We start from the raw sequence: 15,555 nt of genomic DNA, 5'->3' as shown, positions 1-15,555 counted from the left end.
CGGAAAAAAAGACCAAAATACATACGGATTTTATTTTTCAGTATAGGAGGAATAGTGTACAATTTATAAAAAAGATCAAATATAATGGAGGATCGCCATGAACTCTTTACATATGTGGGGCGGCAGGTTTAAACAGTTCTTTTTAGACAACAAATTCGTACTGTTTTTGCTCGTCCTGCTGCTGATCGGTTTGAACATCTTAGTATTTACGAAAGCGTCTTTTATTTTCACCCCTTTTATCGTTTTGGTTGAAACGGTCGGCCTGCCCGTTGTGCTGACGGGTGTCGCCTATTATCTGCTGAATCCGATCGTCGATTTTCTGGAACGGAAAAAGGTAAAAAGGATTTATTCGATCCTTCTTCTGTATATCGTGATCATCGGGCTTATTACGATCTCGATCGTCTCGGTGATTCCGCTTTTGAAAGAACAGATCACGAGCCTTGTCGACAATTTTCCAAGGTATGTCCATATTGTCGAAGACCAAATGAAACAGCTGATCGGAAGCCAGTTTTTCAACCAGGCCCAGCAAACGCTGAACATCAACTTGACGGATTTGGCCAGCAAAGTATCCGATCAGGCGAGCACGATATTAAACAGTACTTTTACAGGCGTCGGAACCTTCATCGGCGCCGTGACGGAAATCGTGATTTCCATTGTGACGGTACCGTTTATCCTGTTTTACTTATTAAAAGACGGCAAAAAGCTGCCGCTGTTTATCTTAAAATTTGTCCCGACCCGTCTGCGGGAGCAGACGTATGTCGTCATGTCCGAAATGAATCACCGCCTGAGCTCCTATATCAGGGGACAGATCATTGTCAGCTTCTGCATCGGATGCCTGTTGTTCATCGGTTATTTGATTATCGGCCTTGATTATGCTTCACTGCTTGCACTTGTTGCTGCCTGTACGAGCATCGTCCCGTATTTGGGCCCGACGATCGCAATTACGCCGGCGATTATTATCGCTTTGGTCACATCTCCGTTCATGCTCGTGAAACTGATCATCGTCTGGACCGTTGTCCAGCTGTTTGAAGGGAAATTCATTTCTCCGCAGATTATGGGAAAAAATCTGCACATCCATCCAGTCACGATCATTTTCGTGCTTTTGACGTCAGCCAAGCTGTTCGGCGTCATCGGCGTGATCCTAGCCATTCCGGGATATGCCGTCATCAAAGTGGTGATCACGCATTTGTTTGACTGGTTTAAACAGCGTTCAGACCTTTATGAAAAAACGAACGAGAACAACGCATAATTCATCGGCATAAACGCCGTTCAAACATATATAAATGCCTATAAGAGACAAGTTTTAAAAATTTCGGCACAAAGAAGCGTGTCAAGCGAAGGGAAGGACTTATGAACATTTGGGATATCATTGTTGCAGTCATTTTAGGAATCGTTGAAGGTTTGACGGAATATGCGCCCGTTTCTTCTACGGGCCATATGATCATCGTCGATGATCTCTGGCTGAAGTCAAAGGAGATCTTGACTCCGGAAGCGGCGAATACCTTTAAAGTCGTCATTCAGCTCGGCTCGATTCTGGCCGTCGCCATCGTGTTTAAAGACAGGATTCTGAATCTGCTTGGAATGAAGAAAAACATAACGGAAGCCCAAAAAGAAGGCAGCCGCCTGACGATCGCCCAAATCGCGGTCGGACTCGTTCCCGCGGCGGTATTAGGATTTCTATTCGAAGATTATATTGACGAGCACCTGTTCTCCGTCAAGACGGTGGCGTTCGGCCTGATCGCAGGGGCCGTGCTGATGCTTGCCGCCGACTGGATCAACAAAAGAAAACCTGCCACAGATTCAGTCGACCGGATCACCTATAAACAGGCGTTCGGCATCGGACTCTTCCAATGTCTCGCCCTTTGGCCGGGCTTTTCAAGGTCAGGCTCGACGATTTCCGGCGGCGTCATCTTCGGATTAAACCACAGGGCGGCCTCAGATTTTACGTTTATTATGGCGATGCCGATCATGGCGGGGGCAAGCCTGCTGTCATTGGTCAAAAACTGGGAATATCTCAGCACGGATCTTCTGCTGTTTTTTATCGCCGGGTTTATCAGCGCTTTTATTGTTGCTCTGTTTGTCGTCCGTTTTTTCCTTAAATTGATCAACAAAATTAAGCTTGTTCCGTTTGCCATCTATCGGATCATTTTAGGGATCGTATTATTTGCTTTATTTCTGTAAGAGGTGGAAGATCATTCCGCGTCAGGCTGTAAGAAGAACGCTGATGCGGCAGGCTTTCTTCGCATGCAAAACCGATTTCGCTGACGAAATCGGTTTTTATATAGGTCAATAGATTTACATCCTAATATTTCCCACTGTTAAACAGCCTCCTGACTTACTATACTGGTAGGAGGGAGGAGATATTGAAATGTTTTTTGCTGTTGTTTTTTTATTGTTGTTCATAGGATTTGTTCCTTTTTTATATAAAGCAAATCACAATACGAAAGATGTGAAAGTCAACACCATATCTGTCGATCGTGCGAAAGGCGACACTTTCAAGAAGAAGCTCAACATTCTTCATCTGTCAGATCTTCATTTAGAAAACATTTCGATTTCACCGAAACAGATTCTTGACCTTGCAAAGAAAAAACAAGTCGATCTTATCGCGTTAACCGGCGATTTTCTCGACCGAAAAAGAAATATTCCTAAACTCGCAAACTACTTGAAAGCTCTTCAGGAGCTCAAACCCGCCTATGGCATGTACGCCGTATTCGGAAATCACGACTATATCCTGAAAGGCGAACACTTCGAAAAGCTGAAACGCGTATTGGAGGAAAACGGGTGTATCACCCTTCAAAACAAAAATGTCTCCGTTCAAGTCGGCGGCGAGACGCTGAACATTATCGGCATCGATGATTACAGTACGAACAGAAGCAATATAACCGACTCCTACAAAGGGGTAAAGGATGGCTACCGTCTCGTACTGACGCATGATCCAAACGTTGTCCTCGAGATGAAGGATTTTCATTTTGACTATCTTCTATCAGGACATTTTCACGGCGGACAGATCCATTGGCCGAAGCCTTATCACCTTGTCAAAATGGGAAAGCTCGTCCGCATGAACATGATCAAAGGGCTTCACTATCTTCATAACAAACCGTTTTACATCAGTGAAGGGCTGGGCCAGACCGGGGCGAATATCCGCATTGGCAGCCGTCCTGAAGTGACGTTCCACCATATTTCATAAAAAAAGAGGCTGGAGTATCAGTCTCTTTTTTATTTATGCAGATAGGAATTGAACAGCTTTTCTTTAGAGATAAACAAATAGCGGGAAGGGGGAATGCCGCGGAAAGAAAATTGAGAAGTCGTTAAATATAAAATCGGGATTTGCGTCAGCTTTTTAAAAAACCGGTAAAACCGATTTGCAGGCTCAACGGCTTCGAAACCGAGTCTCTCCACGCCTTTATGCAGCGTCGTAATGCCGATAATGCCTTTAATTTGATCCGATTTCCGATGGTTGTTGACATATTCCGCCAATGCCGGCATTGAAATACACGTCTTTTGATAAATGAGAATGCCTCTTCTGACAGCGCTCTCAATATGTTGCATCTCCTTGATCAGTTTAATATTATGCAGATGAATTTTAATCAGAACATCATTCTTTTTAATCACCGTTCCATCGCTTAATACCACATCTATCCCTTTGTATTTCGTTAAGCGGACGCGAAAAATGTTTGATTGGCTTTTATCGATGAGCGTCAGTCTTGAAAAAAAATAATAAAAAGGGTCAATCACGCTCCAAATTGACAAAAAACAGCTTCTCAAGTCGTCACCTTCCTTTTATTTCAGAAAATGCACTTATATTTTGCCTTGATTATTTGAAAAATATAAATGGAAAACAATTTCATGGAGGATAGAGATGACAACGATTCTGATTTTTCCTTTTCTCAGCATTTCGACCGGCCATCACCACGTTGCCGATTCGCTTCATACAAATCCTGGCATCCAAGGGCACCAATGCGAAAAAATCGATATTTTTTCATACGCGTACGGTCGCGTCGAACGGATGTCCTCCTCAGCATACTTGAAGTGGATCCAATATTTCCCGAAAGTGTACAGCGCCGTCTATCATCTTCTGGCGTGCGGGAATCATCGCCCGAAGAAACGCCATTACATATATGAGCTGATGTTTTTAAAGAACATGCAGAAGATCATTGCCGAAAAAAAACCCGATATTGTATTTTGCACGCATGCGCTGCCTTCCTATTTGCTCAATCGGCTAAAAGTCCAATATCCCGGGCTGATCGTTGTGAATGTCTATACGGACTTTTTCGTCAACCGAATATGGGGAAGGGAACATATCGATTATCATTTTGCGCCGATCAAAGACATAAAAGACCAGCTCATATCTGAAGGAGTTGATGAAGGAAAAATCTTTTTAACCGGCATTCCGATCCACCATTCGTACAAGACGGCTGCGGCGTTTATGGAAGAAGAGGGAACGCAACCGCACTACAACATTCTCATAACCGGAGGAAGCATGGGAGTAGGCGGCATTTTTAAACTGGTGAGGGAGCTCTCGCCTAAAGGGCGTGCCGTATACCACATATTATGCGGAAAAAACGAAAAGCTCTACCGCTATGTGAAAAGGGCAAACGATCCTTTCATCAAACCGCTGCCTTATATCGAAAGCAAAGCCGAAATGAACCGATTATACGAGCAGGCCTCGGGAATCATTACAAAACCGGGGGGCGTGACAATCAGCGAATGCATTGAAAAAAGGCTGCCGGTTTTCATTTATGATGCGCTGCCTGGTCAGGAGGAAATGAACCTGAACATTCTCAAGAAAAAAAGGCTTGTCATGGAGCTGAAAAAGGGAAAAGATGAACCGATTGAAAAACAGCTGCTATCCTTTTTAAGCTCGAGAGACGGAACCATCCGCCATTCCTTAAACATCAGCCGATACATGCACGAAACGTCTGAACGGGACGTCGAGGAAATACTGGAAAAGATCATGACGGCGGCCAAATAGATAGAATGGCTGCGAGAGAAAGGAGATAAGGGTTATGAAAGCGGAAGACAATAAGAAATCTGTTATCATGCTGCTGATCGATTCGCTTATGCACGAGCCCCTCAGCCGGGCGATTAATAGCGGACAGGCTCCAGCCATGAAATTTTTGCTAGAAAACGGCCATTATGAACCGAATGTCATCAGCCCGTTTCCGACAATGTCCGTCACCGTCGACAGCTCGCTGTTAACGGGCGTATACAGCGACCGCCACAAGGTGCCGGCCCTCGTCTGGTTCAACAAGAAAGAAAACCGGATCATCAACTACGGCAGCCATATCCGCGAGCTGATCAAGCTGGGCATCAAACAATCATCTCGCGACATCTTCTATAATTTGAACCAAACGCACTTGAATCAGCAGGTGAAAACGATTCATGAAGAGCTTGCCGAAAACGGCATTGAAACATGCTCGATCAATGCGCTCATTCACAGGGGAAGCAGGGACGGCTATCTGCATGTTCCCGTACTTGCTTCCTGGGTGACGGGGCTGAATCATACCGTGAAAATCAATGCACCGCAGCTGTTTTCTTACGGAGGTTTTTCAAAAATAAATCCGGGAAACCTTTCCCTTTTGAAAAAATTCGGATTCAATGACCGCTTTTCAGCGAACGAATTGAGCCACCTGATCCGATTAAATCAAGTCCCTCCGCTCGTTCTCGCATATTTTCCCGACCTTGACCAGCATGTACATAAAAACGGGAGAAACGACGTAAAAGGAATCGCAAAAGCCGACAGGCATGTACAAAAGATTTTGAACAGCTTTCGGTCATGGGAAGACGCGCTAAAGCAAAACATCTGGATCGTGTTGGGGGACAACGGCCAATCGTGGATCAGCGAAAAGAAACAAGAAGCGCTGATTGACTTAAGGGGTCTTTTGGATCGCTACCGAATCGTAAAGCTGAAAAAAGGCGTGACATCTGATGATGAAATCGTTCTGGCCGTGAATGAACGGATGGCGTTCATCTACACGCTGGATCAAAAAAAGCTGCCGCTGCAACAGGTTGCCGAACAGCTTAAAAAAGACGAAAGAATCGACATCATCGCCTGGAAAAATGAAGAGAATGCCGTAGAGGTGATATCAGGCGGACGGGATGGAAAGCTGATATTCAAGCAGGGGGGCGATAGAACGGACGAATACAGGCAATCGTGGACATTGGAAGGCGACGGCAAATTGCTCGATTTGACGGTTGCAGAGACAAGCGTAGCTTACGGGAAATTTCCGGATGCTTTGGCAAGGCTGTACAGCTCATGTTTTTCACATGAAGGCGACTATTTGATCGTCAGCGCAAAGCCAGGCTGCGAATTCATCGGCGAGGGGTCACCGACGCACATCGGCGGCGCGAGCCACGGAGCCCTCCACGAGCAGGATTCGCTCGTATCCATGATCATCTCCGGAATCGATTCAAAGCCAAAATACAAGCGGATCATCGATGTGAAGGAATGGATAAAGCAGATCGTGGAATCACAAAGCGGGGGATAAGCGAATCTCCCGCCTTATGACGGCTGCTTCAGGCTTTTGGCAAACGCTCCAACACCCGCAGCGACCATCACAACTAAAGATACCGTTTTGACGGCCGTTTGAAGCAGAGGATTTTCCAAGATGATATTTGAATGGACGCATAAAGCGAAAATGAATACAGCAATAAATAAGCCGTACTTTTCCATCATGCCGATTCATCCTTTCTAATCATCCAAAGAATAAGTCGATAATGTTTCCGGCTTTGGATGATTCTTTATTATAAAGCTCCGAATAACCGCAGTTTTTGCAATACACGACGAGAAAACGGTTGTGCTGGACATCAAACAATTTAGACAAGCCGGTCCCGGTCGTTGCGATTTCTTTTTGTCCTGCATCTGTACTGCCGCATTTGATACATCCTTTTTTGCTGTTCATGGGTCATCTCCTTGGCTTCTATGATACAGTTTATTATACACAAATTTTTTGAAAAGAGCTGCCTCAGAAGGGGATGCTGAAGCAGCTTAAGCAACACGCGGATAACGGATTAGTCGTAATACACTACTGCATTGCCTTTTAAAGACACAGGCGCGGATGTGTTATTGACCGCCTGGAGCACATACGTTTTGCCCGCCGTCAAAATATTGGTGGCGAACTCCCTTGAGAAATAGCCGTTCACATTTGTGACGTCAATAAAGCCCAAAACAGGACCCACTTCGCTGCTGTTGACTCTTTCGCGGATTTGATATCTGACTCGTGCAGCCGTCCCTTGCGCCTCCTGATAGCCGCTGATCGACATGACCGTATTGTACTTGTAGAGGACCGTATCCAGGATGACTTCTCCGCCGGTGGTTGAAATCGATTTGTTCCACTCCCCGACCGTTTCGATTCCCATCAGTTTAACATTTGACACTTGCAGCGGTTTTGAAGGCGCCTGCTCCGCGGCGGAAGCTGCACCGCCGATCGAAAGGGCAAGTGCTGAAGCAGACAGAAGGGAAACGCCCGCTTGTTTTAACTTCATTTTAAACACTCCTTTGAATATTTGGATACATTTGTAATTATTAAACGCTGCGTGAAAGATTTCCTCTGTTTTAAATGTTAAAGATTTGTGTCTGGAATGCCGAAAAAGACAGGATAAAAATACCTGTATTTTTCCTTTCTAATAAGACTTACGGCTTATGCACCCCCTGTCCTCTCTCCAAAAAACGATCCATTTCACCTATTCATTCGTCCGGAACCTTCCTGTAACATTAACATATTAGCCCTATTACAAATTCATCCACGAGAGGAAAATAGTTTGTATTGACTAGGAGAATGGAAAGGAGCCGCTGTGTGTGAGCGAAGGATTTTGGGATTCAGTAGGTAACTTTTTTCATATTTCTTATACAGAGTATGAACGGAAGCGCGATCAGTACAAAAATCTATATGACTATTTATCTGATAAGGAAAGCGATGTCAAATCAAAACTATCAGAGGTCAAATCGGCAAAGAATTCATATCAAACAAGCAACCTCCCGGACATGAAAATTCCTTCTCACGAATTCGAGGATACGCGTCATATAAAGGATGCCGAACTAAAGACGCTGATCACACATTTCGACGACATGCTGGACGATATTCAGCAGGCAAAGACGAAGGCCAAAAGCAAATGGGAGCATTACAAGGCAAAAGCGGAAGCTGAAGAAAAAAAAGCATAGAGGAGGGGCAGCCGAATCATGGACGGATATGGCTATTACAATTACGGCTACAGCGCCGCTGAATCGAAAGTAGGCGGACAGACTGTTGACATTTCACTAAATGAAACGAGTAAGGCTCTTTCCCATGCAAAGGCAATCGAAAAGCATGTCAGCGACTCGCTGAGTCAGGCGAAAGAGTTAAAAGCGTTTATCGAGAGCGGAAAATGGAGCGGGAAAACCCGTGATGCATTTTTAAGCTATCTTGAACTGATAATCGATTTGAATGCAGATATGAAAGACGCATTGAAAGAGCATACCTCCGCACTGGATGCACTGGAGAAAAACATCAGCGATTTTTCAAAGCTCAGCGAAGTGAAAGAAATACAAAATCTATGAGGAGGAACGACATGCAGGTGAAAATAGATGCGCTGACGGCGGCAGAGCTCTATGTGCTGGCGGGAGCGGCCGGGGTGAACTACATCTTCGGCCTTCCGGAGCGTGAACAGCTCGCTCTGATCGAGCCTGATTGTGCAACAGAAGCAAAAGACAGCCTGATCAAAAAAGGAATCCTGACAGTAGAAGGCAAGCTGACGAGTGCCGCTTATTTCTTAACGGAAATGCTGAAACGCTATCAAGAAAGCAAAGAATACGTCCGCTTTAATAACGTTTTGTGCGCTTTTCTTCCGGAGGATGAGGAACGCGTGCTCGTCCTGACTGAAATAAACAAAGGCAAAGAATACACATTTGACTATCTGGAAAAACGAGAAGTCTATTTGTCGATCATTTCTAACGTGTCATTTTTAAGAAGAAGACCAAGTGAAAAAGACCGCGCTTTCTTGACAAAACCGATGAATCCGGAAGAAAAAGCGGAAGTTCGGGAAATGGATTTGGACAAAAAAGAGATTCTCGCTGTGGAAACGTTCAACCTTGCTTCAGTTCCAAGCTTGACAAACCCCGGATTTCAAACGACAAATTTGTACTTCACAAAGGGCGAAGACTTTATCTGCATCGATCCGCTGCAGGACCGTTATGAATGGGTCAGCCTTTATATAATGAACAACCGGATTTATGACGCGCTGCACATTAACTTCAGAGCAGGGAGGGCGATGATATGAATGCCGAAGGCGGAGCAGGAGGCGGAGGTACAAACATCCAGCTTCAGTTTGAAGAAATGATCACCATTGCAAATAAACTGCAAACCATTTGTAACCTCTATGCGGAAGGGGTTCAGCCCGAAATCAAAAAGCTCACAGATACCCATTTTTATAAAGCCGGACAAGCCATGAAAACGATGAAAAGCTATCCGGAGATACTCGGAAAAACGATGGAGCTGTTTGATAATTATTCGATGGCCGCTCAAATTGTCAACTATGCGATGGAAAAAATGTATGAAACAGATAAAGAGCTCCAAAAACTCTACACGATCCAGAAATAGAGAGGTGTTCACCTGATGGATGTAAAATACAGTTCCGAAGACTGGCAAGGCATGAAAGACGGCCTTGATACACTAACGGGAGGAAAGTACGGGGGCGGAGCGAAATCGGGCCTTTTGCAGCTCAATGACCTCCTGGAAGACATCGAATCAAAAATCAATGACAAAGACAGCGACGGCAGCATCAGCTTCAGCCATTCAAGCCAAAAAAGCAAAATCGATGAGCTGTTTAGCGATTATCAAAAACTGTCTGATTTCTGCCTGAAAGCAGGCACCTTAGTAGAAGACCACATCGACAATCCTTTTTATAAAAAGCTCGACGCTTTTGCAGACAAGATGGAAGGCATGTCAATCCACAACTACAAAACGAAAAACCGCATCGGCTCCAAAGAAACGACCTATGTCGGCTACGGCATGAACAAGACGGCCGTCCAGCAAGATAAAGAAGAAATCACCGTAAACGATATTTTCAAAGACGCGGCAGCGTTTGATCATGTGCTGAGCGAAGAATATAAAGCGTTTAAAGAACAAAATCCCGACATCGATTTAAACTATGAAGACTATTCGAAGGCGATCTTTTCCGCCCGCGGCTTTCAGTACGAATCGGTCAGCGACGTCCAAAAGAGTCAGGAACTGTGGCGGGATCTGATCATCGGCGGAGGCATTATCGTCCTCACCGTCTTTTGCGCGCCGGCAGGCATTATCGCAGCAGGCGCATACGGTACAGCCCAAATCACAAGCGCAGCCACAGGGAAAGACTGGATGACGAAACGCGAGCTAAACACTGGCGAACGTTTTGAAAGAGGCGCGTTCGGCGCACTTGACATGCTTCCGGCCGCCGGTTTAGCCGGAAAAGCCTTCAAAAGTACAGCAACAATCGGCGAAATAGCAGCCGCAGGCAAAACGAAAAATGTGGTACAATCTCTTAAAGAAAGCAAGAACACCTGGTCAAACCGCATGAGGGTCAACAGCCTGAAAGCCCAGGACAAACTCAACGACGCAGGCTACGCCATCAAAAAACAATTCGCAAAAAGCGCAGACGCCTTGAGCGACATCGCCCGGGGATCGGAAGTAGGAGCCGGAGGCACCCTTGCACGGAAAGGCTCCGATTTCTATGGGCATGTTAACGATGCTCATAAAGCTTCGAAGGCGAAGATCCAGGAGTCGATTCAGCGGGTAGAGACTGGGAAAGGTGTTAGAAAAGGAAACATTAGGTCAGATGTTGAGAAGACGAATAAAGCAAAAAGGGTAATTTCTGAAACAGATAGGGCAAAGCTAAATGGTTGGAAGTATGCTCCAAGTGATGAACTCTATTTAAAATATAAACATGTTTATGATAACCCTAAATATTTCAATCAAGAAACTGGCGAAATAAATTGGCCCGGAACTAATGGGGATCCAAATATAGACGGTTTTGTAAATGGAGAATATAAAATAGAAACTCTTAAACCTGGATTGGAAATTGATAGATTTGGAAGTAATCCTGGAGGACAGTATTTTTCTCCAGCAGGATCGAGTTATGAAAGTAGAGCGTTGCCACCACACATGTCGGAACAACCTTACACAAAATACCGTGTCGTCAAAGAATTTCAAGTTAGATCTGGGAAAATAGCTCCATGGTTTGACGAAGTTGGAGAAGGCATTCAATACAATTCACAATTAGAGATCGTAGATGATTTTGGTAACATGCAAAAGGCTACTGTGAAAAACCTGTTGGATTTTGGCTATATTGAAATAATAGAATGAAAGGGAGATACTGTTGAATAGAGATCAATTAGGGCATATTTTTAATGAATTAGGCATAAAAATCAGTGTTAATGATAACCTAATAAAAGAAGAAAGCGGATATTATGAAAATTATAATCAGATAGAGAACGATGGGGTAAATTGGGTTTATTCTGAAATGAATTTTGAAATAAGACCACTACCAGAAAAAGAAGACATAAAAAAATTTGATGATGAAAAAGAAGCTATTAAATATTTTTTTATAAAAACTTTAAGAAAGTTTTATTTTAATAAAATTCATACAACCAATAATCCTATTAGACAAATCGACACGATTGAAGAAGCAAAGGTGTTTTTTCAGAATTTAGGCATTGAGGATGATTACTATAGCTTTAAAGTGATTAGGCCGCATGAAGTGTATGCTGAAATTGGTGATGATAAAATAAAAGTTAGCTTTATAGATGAAAAAAAACAAAAGAAATTTACTACACTGCCATTAGATATAAAAAGAGGGCTTTTTGTTATGTATAGATTGAGTTATTCTCTACATTTATTAAAGATGGTAGAGAAAGAGTTTCTCCGGAGGGGAATTTTAACAGAAAAATTTAATGATAATGACATAGAATTATTTATAAAATAAAATATTTTAATATAATCTATTTCGGTGAATTAAGATTCAACATGAGGAGTACAAAAAAGCAAATAGAATGTCCGTTATAATGACTTGTATATGGTTTAAATCAAAAACGTATGGAGAGGTTAGGCTCCATACGTTTTTGTATGCAAATCCCTGCCGGATTTATTTTGAAAAGTTGCTGTAGGTCAGCAGCATCCCATCATGAAACAAAATAAGAAAGTGACCAAATCCATTTTAAGATGAATATAGCACCTGGTCAAACCGCATGAGGGTCAACAGCCTGAAAGCCCAGGACAAACTCAACGACGCAGGCTACGCCATCAAAAAACAATTCGCAAAAAGCGCAGACGCCTTGAGCGACATCGCCCGGGGATCGGAAGTAGGAGCCGGAGGCACCCTTGCACGGAAAGGCACTGATTTTTACGGGCATGTTAATGATGCTCATCAAGCTTCGAAGGCGAAGATACAGGAGTCGATTCAGCGGATTGAGAAGGGGATTGAAGTGGGAAGGGTGTTGGGCAAAATATAAACAATACCGGTAAGAGAGCAATTGGCACTAAACCAATACAAGCTATAAAAAACCATTTTCCAGAAGATCAACAGCTTGGTAAAAGATTTAACTTTGCGGTCGAGAATGGTAGAATCAAAAATATTAATGGGATCAATGAAGTTGATTTTGTTATTGATATGGAAGGAAACCTGCATATCGGTCGTGGCCATTCTTTTTTGGCAAATGGTAAAGATGTGCAAGCTGCGGGGAAATTGAAAATAAATGGCCAAGGTCAGATTAGAAGAATAAGTGATGAATCAGGTCACTACCGACCTAATGCAGAACAAGCAAAAAAGTTTCCTGATGCCTTTAATCAAACGGGGTTAAATGTAAAAAATGCTTGGCTAGAGATTCATGAGTTTGAGAGTAATATATCAGATTATATTGTTGACGATAAAATAATATTTAATCAAAAAATAAAATGAACTCGGTAAAGGAAGGTGGATGAAAATGGAAAATATAACTCAAATGAATAAAGAAATATTTAAAGAGAATTTATTAAAAACTTTAAAGGAATTAGAACAACTTAAACAATTAAACTATGTACATAGTAAATTTTTAATAATACCTATAGAAGAGCCTGGAAAAGTGCTTGATGGCCGTGATCAAAGAATGCGCTTATGGGCGTTAAGTGAAAAAAATATAGGCAATAGATTTTTGGAAATTGATGAAGTTGTGAATTTACTGGGTAGTCAGTCTCCATTTGTGCCCATATGGATTAACGTATCTTTTGTTGAAATGAAAGAAGACGTTGCAATTTTCAAACTGGAGTGTAGCTTAAGATTTAGAAAACCGACATTGTTAAGAAATGCGGAAACAGGACATACTCCTTTTAAAGCAATTCTTTAATATGATTGAATAAAAATGAATAAATTAAAATCACAATAAAACACAAGTACTATAGTATTGTTATAACGCATAGAAAAATCAAATCTATGCGTTTTTTTATTCCTGATCGGGTCTAATGACTGAAAGCCCAGGACAAACTCAACGACGCAGGCTACGCCATCAAAAAACAATTCGCAAAAAGCACAGACGCCTTGAGCGACATCGCCCGGGGATCGGAAGCAGGAGCCGGAGGCACCCTTGCACGGAAAGGCACTGATTTTTACGGGCATGTTAATGATGCTCATAAAGCTTCGAAGGCGAAGATACAGGAGTCGATTCAGCGGATTGAGAAGGGGATTGAGACTGGGAAGGGTGTTGGGAAAGATAGTAGTGAGTTGGGCGCTAAGGTGATGCCCAATGTTAAGGTCAATTTTAAATCAGGTTACGATACACATTTAATAACAGTAGAAGGATTTAAAGCCAAACCGACTATAGGAATAAAGGGTGGTCATAACCTTGCAAATTTTGAAAAGTATATTTTAGATAATTTTGGTGATCAGGTTAAGGATATTAACCAAGCAGTGACAAAAACGCCACATCCAGATATTCAGGGGATTTATGAGATTAAATATAAACTCCCTGTTTATGACGGAATGAGCACAGCTAACGGTGGAAAAGGCAATTTCACTGGTCAGTGGAAAGAGTATAAGAACCCAAAAACTGTATTCGATCCAAGAATATTTTCTGATGAACAGATATTGAAGTTGGGAAGGGAAGCAATGGAAGAAGGGGTTAGTAGTAACAGGATAATTATTGGTTCAACTAGGTCTCCAAGTGATATGGTAGAAGGTTATGCTAATATAAATGGGAAAAAACTAAAATTTATGGGTTTTAAAGATAAGGTTACTGGTGAGATTACAAACTTTTTCCCAGTACTTAATTAATATTGTTAGGAGAGGTTTAAATGGAAGATGAGGTTTTTATAATTGAAAGCTTTTCTGAAAAGGTAGAACTTATGAGATTGTACTATAAAATAATTGGTGACGGTAAGTTTGTACAAGCTATCAATCACTTTAAAAATGGAGAGGGGTTTGGTATTGATCCAGTGAGTTGCACTTTTTCTCAAGAGTATCAGCCTGGAGAAGAAGGATATTTTGGTGAAAGCGGTGTTAATTTTAGTTTGCAGCCTCCAATGGCTGAAATTGAAGAAAATGCTATTGTGGACTATGAGACGTTTTTTAAATATTTAACTGAAGCAAGTGAGAATTATTTAACCCGTAATCCAAATGATAAAGATCATGTGGAATCTTGTTTGACGTTAATCAAACAACACTTTAAAATATCGTAATGAGCTACGACGTAATATATTTCTTTAAGATTATTCGTTATAAGGGGAGAGATTGAATAGGTTAGAGAGTAGATTGCTGTCTACTGATGATCATTCAAATGACTTTATCTTTGATAAAATTGTTTCAAATAAAATTAATACACTTCATTTTTATAACATCAGATGAAACACCGACTGATTGAATTTGGTAAATAGTCTGGCAGCATAATTCAAAAACGAATGGAAAGTTGGTTTCCATTCGTTTTTTTGTATCTTAAAGACGGTAGCGACTCACATAATTACCTGCAGTATACATCCCTCAGCAAAACGAAGCAAACGGTCAAATCGCTTAAAGAGGATAAAGTAACTAAGCTTAACGACGCCATCAAAAAACAATTCGCAAAAAGCGCAGACGTCTTGAGCGACATCGTCCGCGAAACGGAAGCAGGCGCCGGCACCATTGCTTGGAAAGGCTCCGATTTCTATGGGCGTGTTAACGATGCTCATAACTTCGAAGGCGAAGATACAGAAGTCGATTCGGCGGATTGAGACTTGGAAAAATGGCAGACGTATACATAGTGTCGATCAGTTAAGCAAAGCTATTACACTGGTATCGGTGCTGAAGAAATTATTGAAAGTATGAAAGTGAATGGATGGAAAGGTGAACCTATTGATGTTGTTAAATGAGTGATGGAAAATACAACAAAAGATAATACGAGAGTAGTAGCTGCTATGGAGGCAGGAATTAAAGTAAATTCAGACAAAAATACATGATGGAAATAAACCTCTTTCGGAAAATTGTGTTGATAGATTTACAATAATAAAAAGGGGTTCCGGAGAAGAGCAATAGAATTAAGAAATGGAAAACAAAAGGATTCCTTATGAAGGGAAAATATAGTGGAATAATTAAAAAGTG

At 42.2% G+C, this 15,555-nt stretch carries 21 protein-coding genes; 17 read left to right on the top strand and 4 right to left on the bottom strand.

Features of this window, described 5'->3' with window-relative positions; all coding sequences use genetic code 11:
• Positions 1 to 97: 97 nt before the first annotated feature.
• From NSQ39_RS15370 to NSQ39_RS15360, 3 genes are all read left to right on the top strand, one after another.
• Entirely contained in the window at positions 98 to 1,249 is a 1,152-nt protein-coding gene (locus tag NSQ39_RS15370; RefSeq protein ID WP_175077093.1) for an AI-2E family transporter, read from the top strand.
• Positions 1,250 to 1,350: 101 nt separating this feature from the next.
• Positions 1,351 to 2,181, top strand: a complete 831-nt coding sequence (locus NSQ39_RS15365; protein WP_216899544.1) for an undecaprenyl-diphosphate phosphatase — start codon at positions 1,351 to 1,353, stop codon at positions 2,179 to 2,181.
• 187 nt (positions 2,182 to 2,368) lie between these two features.
• Positions 2,369 to 3,187 (top strand): metallophosphoesterase, encoded by an 819-nt coding sequence (locus NSQ39_RS15360; protein ID WP_046131328.1) that lies wholly within the window; start codon positions 2,369 to 2,371, stop codon positions 3,185 to 3,187.
• Positions 3,188 to 3,216: 29 nt separating this feature from the next.
• On the opposite strand, the gene NSQ39_RS15355 is transcribed toward NSQ39_RS15360, so the two are convergent.
• The gene (locus tag NSQ39_RS15355; protein ID WP_046131329.1) at positions 3,217 to 3,765 is read right to left on the bottom strand and encodes a YkoP family protein; all 549 of its coding nucleotides are present in this window, start codon (positions 3,763 to 3,765) and stop codon (positions 3,217 to 3,219) included.
• A gap of 94 nt (positions 3,766 to 3,859) precedes the next feature.
• Here NSQ39_RS15355 and NSQ39_RS15350 point away from each other — a divergent pair, with 94 nt between their 5' ends.
• Positions 3,860 to 4,972, top strand: a complete 1,113-nt coding sequence (locus NSQ39_RS15350) for an MGDG synthase family glycosyltransferase (RefSeq protein WP_175077092.1) — start codon at positions 3,860 to 3,862, stop codon at positions 4,970 to 4,972.
• Positions 4,973 to 5,006: 34 nt separating this feature from the next.
• The gene (locus tag NSQ39_RS15345) at positions 5,007 to 6,488 is read left to right on the top strand and encodes an alkaline phosphatase family protein (RefSeq protein ID WP_175077091.1); all 1,482 of its coding nucleotides are present in this window, start codon (positions 5,007 to 5,009) and stop codon (positions 6,486 to 6,488) included.
• 14 nt (positions 6,489 to 6,502) lie between these two features.
• Here NSQ39_RS15345 and NSQ39_RS15340 read toward each other — a convergent pair whose 3' ends face one another.
• The 3 genes from NSQ39_RS15340 to NSQ39_RS15330 all read right to left on the bottom strand — a co-directional run bounded on the left by NSQ39_RS15340 (position 6,503) and on the right by NSQ39_RS15330 (position 7,485).
• Positions 6,503 to 6,676, bottom strand: a complete 174-nt coding sequence (locus NSQ39_RS15340) for a hypothetical protein (protein ID WP_164918174.1) — start codon at positions 6,674 to 6,676, stop codon at positions 6,503 to 6,505.
• A gap of 19 nt (positions 6,677 to 6,695) precedes the next feature.
• Complete coding sequence (locus NSQ39_RS15335; RefSeq protein WP_216899542.1) at positions 6,696 to 6,902, bottom strand: zinc ribbon domain-containing protein; 207 nt, start codon at positions 6,900 to 6,902, stop codon at positions 6,696 to 6,698.
• Positions 6,903 to 7,011: 109 nt separating this feature from the next.
• Positions 7,012 to 7,485: a hypothetical protein gene (locus NSQ39_RS15330; protein WP_216899540.1), complete on the bottom strand. Its 474-nt coding sequence runs from the start codon at positions 7,483 to 7,485 to the stop codon at positions 7,012 to 7,014.
• Positions 7,486 to 7,798: 313 nt separating this feature from the next.
• Here NSQ39_RS15330 and NSQ39_RS15325 point away from each other — a divergent pair, with 313 nt between their 5' ends.
• From NSQ39_RS15325 to NSQ39_RS15270, 12 genes are all read left to right on the top strand, one after another.
• Positions 7,799 to 8,161, top strand: a complete 363-nt coding sequence (locus NSQ39_RS15325) for a hypothetical protein (RefSeq protein WP_216899537.1) — start codon at positions 7,799 to 7,801, stop codon at positions 8,159 to 8,161.
• Between the two features lie 18 nt (positions 8,162 to 8,179).
• Positions 8,180 to 8,536, top strand: coding sequence for a WXG100 family type VII secretion target (locus tag NSQ39_RS15320; protein ID WP_216899535.1), 357 nt, complete (start codon positions 8,180 to 8,182; stop codon positions 8,534 to 8,536).
• Between the two features lie 11 nt (positions 8,537 to 8,547).
• Positions 8,548 to 9,255: a DUF5081 family protein gene (locus NSQ39_RS15315; RefSeq protein WP_216899533.1), complete on the top strand. Its 708-nt coding sequence runs from the start codon at positions 8,548 to 8,550 to the stop codon at positions 9,253 to 9,255.
• The gene (locus NSQ39_RS15310; protein ID WP_046131336.1) at positions 9,252 to 9,575 is read left to right on the top strand and encodes a hypothetical protein; all 324 of its coding nucleotides are present in this window, start codon (positions 9,252 to 9,254) and stop codon (positions 9,573 to 9,575) included. The genes NSQ39_RS15315 and NSQ39_RS15310 overlap by 4 nt, the downstream gene beginning before the upstream one ends.
• A 15-nt stretch (positions 9,576 to 9,590) precedes the next feature.
• Positions 9,591 to 11,318 (top strand): glycohydrolase toxin TNT-related protein, encoded by a 1,728-nt coding sequence (locus NSQ39_RS15305; protein WP_216899530.1) that lies wholly within the window; start codon positions 9,591 to 9,593, stop codon positions 11,316 to 11,318.
• A gap of 13 nt (positions 11,319 to 11,331) precedes the next feature.
• Positions 11,332 to 11,937: a hypothetical protein gene (locus NSQ39_RS15300; protein WP_341015791.1), complete on the top strand. Its 606-nt coding sequence runs from the start codon at positions 11,332 to 11,334 to the stop codon at positions 11,935 to 11,937.
• Between the two features lie 262 nt (positions 11,938 to 12,199).
• Positions 12,200 to 12,463 carry a hypothetical protein gene (locus NSQ39_RS15295; protein ID WP_341015787.1) on the top strand — a complete coding sequence of 88 codons (264 nt, stop codon included), beginning with the start codon at positions 12,200 to 12,202 and terminating at the stop codon, positions 12,461 to 12,463.
• A gap of 158 nt (positions 12,464 to 12,621) precedes the next feature.
• The gene (locus NSQ39_RS15290; RefSeq protein WP_341015785.1) at positions 12,622 to 12,909 is read left to right on the top strand and encodes a hypothetical protein; all 288 of its coding nucleotides are present in this window, start codon (positions 12,622 to 12,624) and stop codon (positions 12,907 to 12,909) included.
• A 25-nt stretch (positions 12,910 to 12,934) separates the two neighbouring features.
• The gene (locus tag NSQ39_RS15285) at positions 12,935 to 13,333 is read left to right on the top strand and encodes a hypothetical protein (RefSeq protein WP_341015782.1); all 399 of its coding nucleotides are present in this window, start codon (positions 12,935 to 12,937) and stop codon (positions 13,331 to 13,333) included.
• Positions 13,334 to 13,524: 191 nt separating this feature from the next.
• On the top strand, positions 13,525 to 14,256 hold the full coding sequence (locus NSQ39_RS15280; protein WP_341015779.1) for an EndoU domain-containing protein: 732 nt from the start codon (positions 13,525 to 13,527) through the stop codon (positions 14,254 to 14,256).
• Positions 14,257 to 14,276: 20 nt separating this feature from the next.
• Entirely contained in the window at positions 14,277 to 14,660 is a 384-nt protein-coding gene (gene cdiI, locus NSQ39_RS15275) for a ribonuclease toxin immunity protein CdiI (protein ID WP_341015776.1), read from the top strand.
• Positions 14,661 to 14,879: 219 nt separating this feature from the next.
• Complete coding sequence (locus NSQ39_RS15270; protein ID WP_341015772.1) at positions 14,880 to 15,188, top strand: hypothetical protein; 309 nt, start codon at positions 14,880 to 14,882, stop codon at positions 15,186 to 15,188.
• The last annotated feature ends 367 nt before the right edge of the window (positions 15,189 to 15,555 follow it).

The organism is Bacillus sp. FSL W8-0848 (genome assembly GCF_038007805.1).
Lineage (GTDB): Bacteria > Bacillota > Bacilli > Bacillales > Bacillaceae > Bacillus > Bacillus glycinifermentans.
This window is presented reverse-complemented; position numbering and strand designations above follow the sequence as displayed.

Bases quoted from the DNA above. Each gene is read 5' to 3' on its own strand.
- NSQ39_RS15370 (WP_175077093.1), top strand. From the start codon at position 98: ATGAACTCTTTACATATGTGGGGCGGCAGGTTTAAACAGTTCTTTTTA.
- NSQ39_RS15365 (WP_216899544.1), top strand. From the start codon at position 1,351: ATGAACATTTGGGATATCATTGTTGCAGTCATTTTAGGAATCGTTGAA.
- NSQ39_RS15360 (WP_046131328.1), top strand. From the start codon at position 2,369: ATGTTTTTTGCTGTTGTTTTTTTATTGTTGTTCATAGGATTTGTTCCT.
- NSQ39_RS15350 (WP_175077092.1), top strand. From the start codon at position 3,860: ATGACAACGATTCTGATTTTTCCTTTTCTCAGCATTTCGACCGGCCAT.
- NSQ39_RS15345 (WP_175077091.1), top strand. From the start codon at position 5,007: ATGAAAGCGGAAGACAATAAGAAATCTGTTATCATGCTGCTGATCGAT.
- NSQ39_RS15340 (WP_164918174.1), bottom strand. From the start codon at position 6,676: ATGATGGAAAAGTACGGCTTATTTATTGCTGTATTCATTTTCGCTTTA.
- NSQ39_RS15335 (WP_216899542.1), bottom strand. From the start codon at position 6,902: ATGAACAGCAAAAAAGGATGTATCAAATGCGGCAGTACAGATGCAGGA.
- NSQ39_RS15330 (WP_216899540.1), bottom strand. From the start codon at position 7,485: ATGAAGTTAAAACAAGCGGGCGTTTCCCTTCTGTCTGCTTCAGCACTT.
- NSQ39_RS15320 (WP_216899535.1), top strand. From the start codon at position 8,180: ATGGACGGATATGGCTATTACAATTACGGCTACAGCGCCGCTGAATCG.
- NSQ39_RS15315 (WP_216899533.1), top strand. From the start codon at position 8,548: ATGCAGGTGAAAATAGATGCGCTGACGGCGGCAGAGCTCTATGTGCTG.
- NSQ39_RS15310 (WP_046131336.1), top strand. From the start codon at position 9,252: ATGAATGCCGAAGGCGGAGCAGGAGGCGGAGGTACAAACATCCAGCTT.
- NSQ39_RS15305 (WP_216899530.1), top strand. From the start codon at position 9,591: ATGGATGTAAAATACAGTTCCGAAGACTGGCAAGGCATGAAAGACGGC.
- NSQ39_RS15295 (WP_341015787.1), top strand. From the start codon at position 12,200: ATGAGGGTCAACAGCCTGAAAGCCCAGGACAAACTCAACGACGCAGGC.
- NSQ39_RS15290 (WP_341015785.1), top strand. From the start codon at position 12,622: ATGGAAGGAAACCTGCATATCGGTCGTGGCCATTCTTTTTTGGCAAAT.
- NSQ39_RS15285 (WP_341015782.1), top strand. From the start codon at position 12,935: ATGGAAAATATAACTCAAATGAATAAAGAAATATTTAAAGAGAATTTA.
- cdiI (WP_341015776.1), top strand. From the start codon at position 14,277: ATGGAAGATGAGGTTTTTATAATTGAAAGCTTTTCTGAAAAGGTAGAA.
- NSQ39_RS15270 (WP_341015772.1), top strand. From the start codon at position 14,880: ATGGAAAGTTGGTTTCCATTCGTTTTTTTGTATCTTAAAGACGGTAGC.